This is a genomic window from Lapillicoccus sp. (genome assembly GCF_036559105.1).
GTDB lineage: Bacteria > Actinomycetota > Actinomycetes > Actinomycetales > Dermatophilaceae > Lapillicoccus.
This window is the reverse complement of record NZ_DATBTV010000161.1, coordinates 1-6,089: the sequence shown is the minus strand read 5'-3', so window position 1 is coordinate 6,089 and position 6,089 is coordinate 1. Positions and strand designations below refer to the sequence as shown.

The window sequence follows — 6,089 nt, the reverse complement described above, 5'->3', positions numbered from 1 at the left end:
CGAGGTGCTGGACCTCTACCTGATCCATTGGCCGCTCCCGAAGACCGACCGCTACCCCGAGGCGTGGAAGGCCATGCAGGCCCTGCGCGACGACGGCCGGATCACGACGATCGGGGTCTGCAACTTCCAGATCCCGCACCTGCAGCGGCTGTTCGACGAGACGGGGGAGTTCCCGGCGATCAACCAGATCGAGCTGCACCCGTTCCTCGTCCAGCAGGAGCTGCGCGACTTCCACGCCGCCAACGGCATCGTCACCGAGGCGTGGAGCCCGCTGGCGTCCGGCGGCCTGGGCGTGTTGGACGACGAGACGATCGTCGCGATCGCGCGAGCCCACGACGTGACTCCGGCGCAGGCGATCCTGCGGTGGCACCTCCAGCTCGGCAACGTCGTCATCCCCAAGTCCGTGACACCGAGCCGGATCGAGGAGAACTTCGACCTGTTCGGGTTCGAGCTCACCGACGACGAGGTCGCGCAGATCACCGCCCTCGACCGCAGCAAGCGCACCGGTCCGGACCCGGACCGCTTCAACCCGAGCTGATCGCCGGCCGGGAGGGATACGGTCACCGCTGTGGTGACCGAGAACGTGAGGCCGATCGAGCCCGAGGTCCAGCGCGACTTCAGCCGCAGCATGTCCTACGGCGACTACCTCGCGCTGGACCAGCTGCTGTCGGCTCAGCACCCGCGCAGCGAGCCGCCCCAGCACGACGAGCTGCTGTTCATCGTCCAGCACCAGACGTCGGAGCTGTGGCTGAAGCTGCTCCTGCACGAGCTGCGCTCCGCCCGGTCGCTCCTCACGACCGATGACCTCGCGCCGGCCCTCAAGCGGCTGGCGCGAGTCAAGCGGATCCAGGAGGTGCTCATCGAGCAGTGGGGTGTCCTCGCGACGCTGACGCCGAGCGAGTATGCGCAGATCCGCCCGTTCCTCGCGACCAGCTCGGGGTTCCAGTCGTGGCAGTACCGCGCGGTCGAGTTCCTGCTGGGCAACAAGAACGTCGAGATGGTGCGGGTGTTCGACCACGACGCCGCGGCGCACGGCCTTCTTGACACCCTGCTGCGGGAGCCGAGCCTCTACGACGAGTTCCTCCGCTACCTCGGCCGCCGCGGGTATGCGGTGCCGCCGGGCCTGCTCGACCGGGACTGGACGCTGCCGCACACCCTCGACGCGGCGCTCGTGCACGTCTTCGGCGAGGTGTACGCGGCGCCGGCCGAGCACTGGGGCGTGTACGAGACGTGCGAGGAGCTGGTCGACCTCGAGGACAACATGCAGCTGTGGCGGTTCCGGCACCTCAAGGTCGTCGAGCGGACCATCGGCCACAAGCGGGGGACCGGCGGGTCGAGCGGCGTCGACTTCCTGCGTCGGGCCCTGGACCTGACCTTCTTCCCCGAGCTGTATGCGGTGCGCTCCGAGATCGGGGAGTGACCGGGGCGCGGCAGGGATAGCGTCGCCTTTCATGGATGCCGTCTCGGGAGGGTGCCCGGTCCGGAAGCTGACGCCGCCCAGCGAGGCGACCGCCGGGCCGGACGTCGAACGCGTCGTCGGTCCTGACGGCGACCGCGTAGTGGTGCGCTCCTTCGAGCTGGCGCGGCAGGTGCTGCGCGACGAGGACGGCTACCGCCAGGCCGGGTTCGGCGCCGACAACGTGCGGTCGCAGAGCACCATGCGTCCGCCGATCCTCTACCTCGACGGCCCCGACCATCGCACCCAGCGCCGCGCCTCGGCGCCGTTCTTCACGCCCAAGGCGATCGAGGCCTACCGGCCGATGATGGAGGACCTGGCCGACCGTCTCGTCGCCCAGGTGCGACCCGACCGCGGCACCGACCTGGCCGACCTGGCCATGCGGATGGCGGTCGAGGTGGTCGGACGGGTCGTGGGCCTCACCCACTCGTCCCTGCCCGGGATGACGAGGCGGCTCAACACGTTCTTCGACGGCGACCCGCTGTCCACGACGTTGTCGGTCCGCGGTCTGCCGCGACTGCTCCGGACGCATACGGCGACGTTCCGGTTCTACTGGCAGGACGTCAAGCCGGCGATCCGCGCGCACCGCAAGCACCCGCAGGATGATCTCATCAGCGCGACCCTGGACCAGGGGTTCAGCGACCTGGAGATCCTCACCGAGTCGATCACCTACGGTGCGGCGGGGATGGTCACGACCCGAGAGCTGATCAGCGTCGGTGCTTGGCACCTCCTCGAGGACCCCGAGCTGCTGGCCCGGTTCCGGGACGGGGACCGCGAGTCCCGGTCGGCTCTCCTCCACGAGACGCTCCGGCTCGAGCCGGTCGTCGGCCGGCTGCTACGCCGCGCGGAGCGCGCGGTGCGGCTGGACGGGCGCGACAGCGGCGTCGACGTGGCCGAGGGCGACCTCGTCGACATCGACGTGCGCGCGGCGAACGCCGACGCCGAGGTGGCCGGTGCCGAACCGCTCCAATTGTGCCCGGAGCGAGCACTGCCCCGCGGGGTTCCGGCGGCCGTCATGGGATTCGGGGACGGCCATCACAAGTGCCCGGGCGGTCCGATCGCGATCATGGAGGCCGAGATCTTCCTCTCCGCCCTGTTCCGGCGCGACATCGTGGCCGAAGGTCCGCCCCGCGTCCGCTGGAACCCGGTCAGCCAGGGCTACGACCTCGACCGGTTCATGCTGCTCGCCCGCCAGCCGGCGCGCATACCTCCGTCGACGGTCCCGGCCGGGTCCTAGGCTCCCGGACGCCCGACTACAGGACGACGCCGACCGGCTCGCGCTTCTCGGCCTGGAACCGGTCCTCGGTGCGCCCGAACGCCCAGTAGCCGGAGAGCGAGAGGTCGCCCCGCGGCACGCCGCGACGGACCAGCAGCTCGTCCCGGACCGCCTTCATCGCCTCGCGCTCGCCGTGCGCGAACACCTGGACGCGTCCGCCGCGCCAGGGCAGCCCGGCGAGGGTGTCGGCGAGCAGCGACGTCGTCCCGGCCTCGGCGCCGTCGCGGTGGAGCCACCGGACCTCCACGCCGGCGGGGGCGTCGACGGCGATCTCGTGGTCGGGGCCGTGCACCTCGAGGAGCGCGACGCCGACCGCGTCTGCGGGAAGAGCGGCCAGCGCCGCGGAGACGGCCGGGACGGCGGACTCGTCACCCACGAACAGGTGCCAGTCGGCGGTCTCGTCCGGCGCATACCCGCCGCCCGGGCCGGAGAACACCAGTCGGTCGCCCGGCGCAGCCGACGCCGCCCACGGGCCGGCGAGGCCGCGGTCGCCGTGGACCACGAAGTCGATCGCCAGGCTGCCGGCCTCGGGGTCGACCGAGCGGACCGTGTAGGTGCGCGTCACCGGAAGGTCCTCCGGCGCGAGCCGCTCGCGCAGGGCTGCCAGGTCGTACGGCGGCTCGAGCCCGAGCTCGGGCTTGATGAAGACGATCTTGACGTAGGCGTCGGTCCACGCGTTGGGGGTGAACGTCGCGAACCCGGGGCCACCGGCGTGCACGCGGACGAGGGACGGCGAGAGGCGCTCGGTGCGCAGCACCGTGAGGACGGTCTGCGGGCGCGGCGGACGGGCGGGGCGGTCTGGCACCAGGTAAGGCTACCCTTACTTTGCCGGGCCCTCGAACCGTCAGGCCGCGATCCGGATCCTGACCTGGCGCTTGATCCGGCTCAGCATCGCCACCATCCCGCGCAGCCGCAGTGGTGACACGGCCTCGCCGAGCCCGAACCGGTAGGGCGCGTCGTCCGGGACCGCGAGCACGTCCGCCGCGGGCAGTCCGTCGAGCCCTTCGTGGAGGATCCCGGCGAACCCTCGGGTCGTGGGCGACTCGGCGGGGGCGTGGAAGAACAGGTGCACCGATCGGTCATCGTCATCGGAAACCTCGACGACGAGGAACAGCGGGGACTGGCACTCGTCGACCCGCTCCAACAGCTCGTCGTGACCCGCATACCGCTCCGGCAGCGGGGGGAGCTCGTCACTGAACTCCAGGAGCAGCTGGAGCTTCTCTTTGGACGAGGCCGACGAGAAGTCCTCGGCGATCTCCTCGAGCGCCGGCGGCAGTGGGATCTGCGTCTCGGTCATCGCTCGATGGGGGCGCGCACCGAGTTGCCCCACTCCGTCCACGAGCCGTCGTAGTTGCGGACGCGCTCGAACCCCAGCAGGTGCGTCAGGACGAACCAGGTATGCGACGACCGCTCGCCGATGCGGCAGTAGGCCACGACGTCGTCGTCGGCGTCGAGACCCTGCTCGCCGACGTAGATGGCCTCGAGCTCCTGCCGGGACTTGAACGTGCCGTCATCGTTGGCCGCCCGCGCCCACGGCACCGATTTCGCCCCGGGGATGTGGCCGCCACGGAGGGCACCCTCCTGCGGGTAGTCGGGCATGTGCAGGAGCTCGCCCGAGTACTCACCGGGTGACCGCACGTCGACCAACGGCTGGCCGAGGTGGGCCATGACGTCGTCTTTGAAGGCGCGGATCCGGTGGTCGTCGCGGTCGAGGATGGGGTACTCGGTCGGAGACGGGGAGGGCACCTCGCGCGTGAGCTCACGGCCCTCGGCCACCCATTTGGCGCGGCCACCGTCGAGCAGCCGGATGTCCTCGTGCCGGAACAGGGTGAAGACCCACAGGGCGTAGGCGGCCCACCAGTTGCTCTTGTCGCCGTAGATGACGATGGTCGTGTCTCGACCGATCCCGTTGCGGCTCATGACCTTCGCGAACGCCTCACCGTCGACGTAGTCACGCTTCACCGGGTCGTTGAGGTCGAGGTGCCAGTCGATCTTGACCGCGCCCGGGATGTGACCGGAGTCGTAGAGGAGCACGTCCTCGTCGGACTCGACCACGACGACACCGTCCGGTCGGCCCACCCGGCCGTCCGCGATCTGCTCCGCCAGCCAGTCGGTCGAGACGAGCCGCTTGGGAGACGCGTACTGCGAGAAGTCCTTGCTGTCACTCACGATCCCATCGTGTCACGCGCGCCCCGGTGGCCTTCGCGCCGGTCGTGCGACAGGATCGGTGGCACCCAGGGAAGGATCAGGAGATTGTCAGAGACGACTCAGGCGCCTCCGGCCGAGGGCGAGGACCGCACCGAGCTCAAACGAGTCATGGGGCCGAAGCTGCTCCTGCTCTTCATCGTGGGCGACATCCTCGGAACCGGGGTCTACGCCCTGACCGGCGACGTGGCCGCCGAGGTCGGGGGAGCGGCATGGGCCCCCTTCATCGTCGCGTTCGCCGTGGCGATGATCACGGCGTTCTCCTACCTCGAGCTCGTGACCAAGTACCCGCAGGCGGCCGGGGCGGCCCTGTATGCGCACAAGGCGTTCGGGATCCACTTCCTCACGTTCATCATCGCGTTCACGGTGATGTGCTCCGGGATCACCTCGGCGTCGACCGCGTCACGGGCGTTCGCCTCGAACTTCGCCAAGGGGTTCAAGCTCGACGACAAGAACACCTTCCTGATCCTCGGGATCGCGCTGGCGTTCATGCTCCTCATCGCGCTGGTGAACTTGCGTGGGGTCGGCGAGAGCGTCAAGGCCAACATCGTCCTGACGATGGTCGAGCTGTCCGGCCTGCTCCTCGTCATCCTCGTCGGCTTCTGGGCGATCTTCGGCGGCCAGGGCGACTTCTCGCGAACCGTGGTCTTCGACTCGCCCAGCGACAAGAGCGCGTTCTTCGCGGTGACGGCGGCGACCTCCCTGGCGTTCTTCGCGATGGTCGGCTTCGAGGACTCGGTCAACATGGCCGAGGAGACCAAGGACCCGGTACGGATCTTCCCCAAGATGATGATCACCGGCATCTCGGTCACCGGCCTGATCTACGTCCTCATCGCCCTCTGCTCGGTGGCCCTGGTTCCCGTCGGCGTCCTGGCCGACAGTGACACCCCGCTGGTGACCGTCGTCGAGACCGCGGCCCCTGGCATACCGGTCGAGCAGATCCTGCCGTTCATCTCGCTGTTCGCGGTGGCCAACTCGGCCCTCATCAACATGCTCATGGCCAGCCGCCTGCTCTACGGCATGGCCCGGCAGGCCGTGCTGCCGCCGTTCCTCGGCAAGGTGCACCGCACCCGCCGGACGCCGTATGCGGCGATCATCTTCACGACCGCCCTCTCGCTCGCGGTCATCGTCTACGTGAGCCAGGCCAGCAGC

General features: G+C 69.8%; 7 protein-coding genes. 4 read left to right on the top strand and 3 right to left on the bottom strand.

All coding sequences use genetic code 11. The features are described 5' to 3' along the window. The 3 genes from VIG79_RS19095 to VIG79_RS19085 form a co-directional block, all read left to right on the top strand. Positions 1 to 538, top strand: a 538-nt coding sequence (locus tag VIG79_RS19095) for an aldo/keto reductase (RefSeq protein WP_331888557.1), incomplete at its 5' end; no start/stop codon positions are given. Positions 539 to 568: 30 nt separating this feature from the next. Next, complete coding sequence (locus VIG79_RS19090) at positions 569 to 1,420, top strand: tryptophan 2,3-dioxygenase (protein ID WP_414672657.1); 852 nt, start codon at positions 569 to 571, stop codon at positions 1,418 to 1,420. Positions 1,421 to 1,451: 31 nt separating this feature from the next. Further along, positions 1,452 to 2,693, top strand: a complete 1,242-nt coding sequence (locus VIG79_RS19085; protein WP_331888555.1) for a cytochrome P450 — start codon at positions 1,452 to 1,454, stop codon at positions 2,691 to 2,693. 16 nt (positions 2,694 to 2,709) lie between these two features. On the opposite strand, the gene VIG79_RS19080 is transcribed toward VIG79_RS19085, so the two are convergent. The 3 genes from VIG79_RS19080 to VIG79_RS19070 are packed head-to-tail and all read right to left on the bottom strand — an operon-like array spanning position 2,710 to position 4,901. Beyond that, entirely contained in the window at positions 2,710 to 3,537 is an 828-nt protein-coding gene (locus tag VIG79_RS19080) for a siderophore-interacting protein (protein ID WP_331888553.1), read from the bottom strand. Between the two features lie 39 nt (positions 3,538 to 3,576). After that, positions 3,577 to 4,029 carry a SufE family protein gene (locus VIG79_RS19075; RefSeq protein WP_331888551.1) on the bottom strand — a complete coding sequence of 151 codons (453 nt, stop codon included), beginning with the start codon at positions 4,027 to 4,029 and terminating at the stop codon, positions 3,577 to 3,579. Continuing rightward, positions 4,026 to 4,901: a sulfurtransferase gene (locus VIG79_RS19070; protein WP_414672656.1), complete on the bottom strand. Its 876-nt coding sequence runs from the start codon at positions 4,899 to 4,901 to the stop codon at positions 4,026 to 4,028. The genes VIG79_RS19075 and VIG79_RS19070 overlap by 4 nt, the downstream gene beginning before the upstream one ends. 147 nt (positions 4,902 to 5,048) lie before the next feature. Between VIG79_RS19070 and VIG79_RS19065 the strand changes: the two genes are divergently transcribed. Further along, positions 5,049 to 6,089, top strand: a 1,041-nt coding sequence (locus VIG79_RS19065) for an APC family permease (RefSeq protein ID WP_331888559.1), incomplete at its 3' end; no start/stop codon positions are given.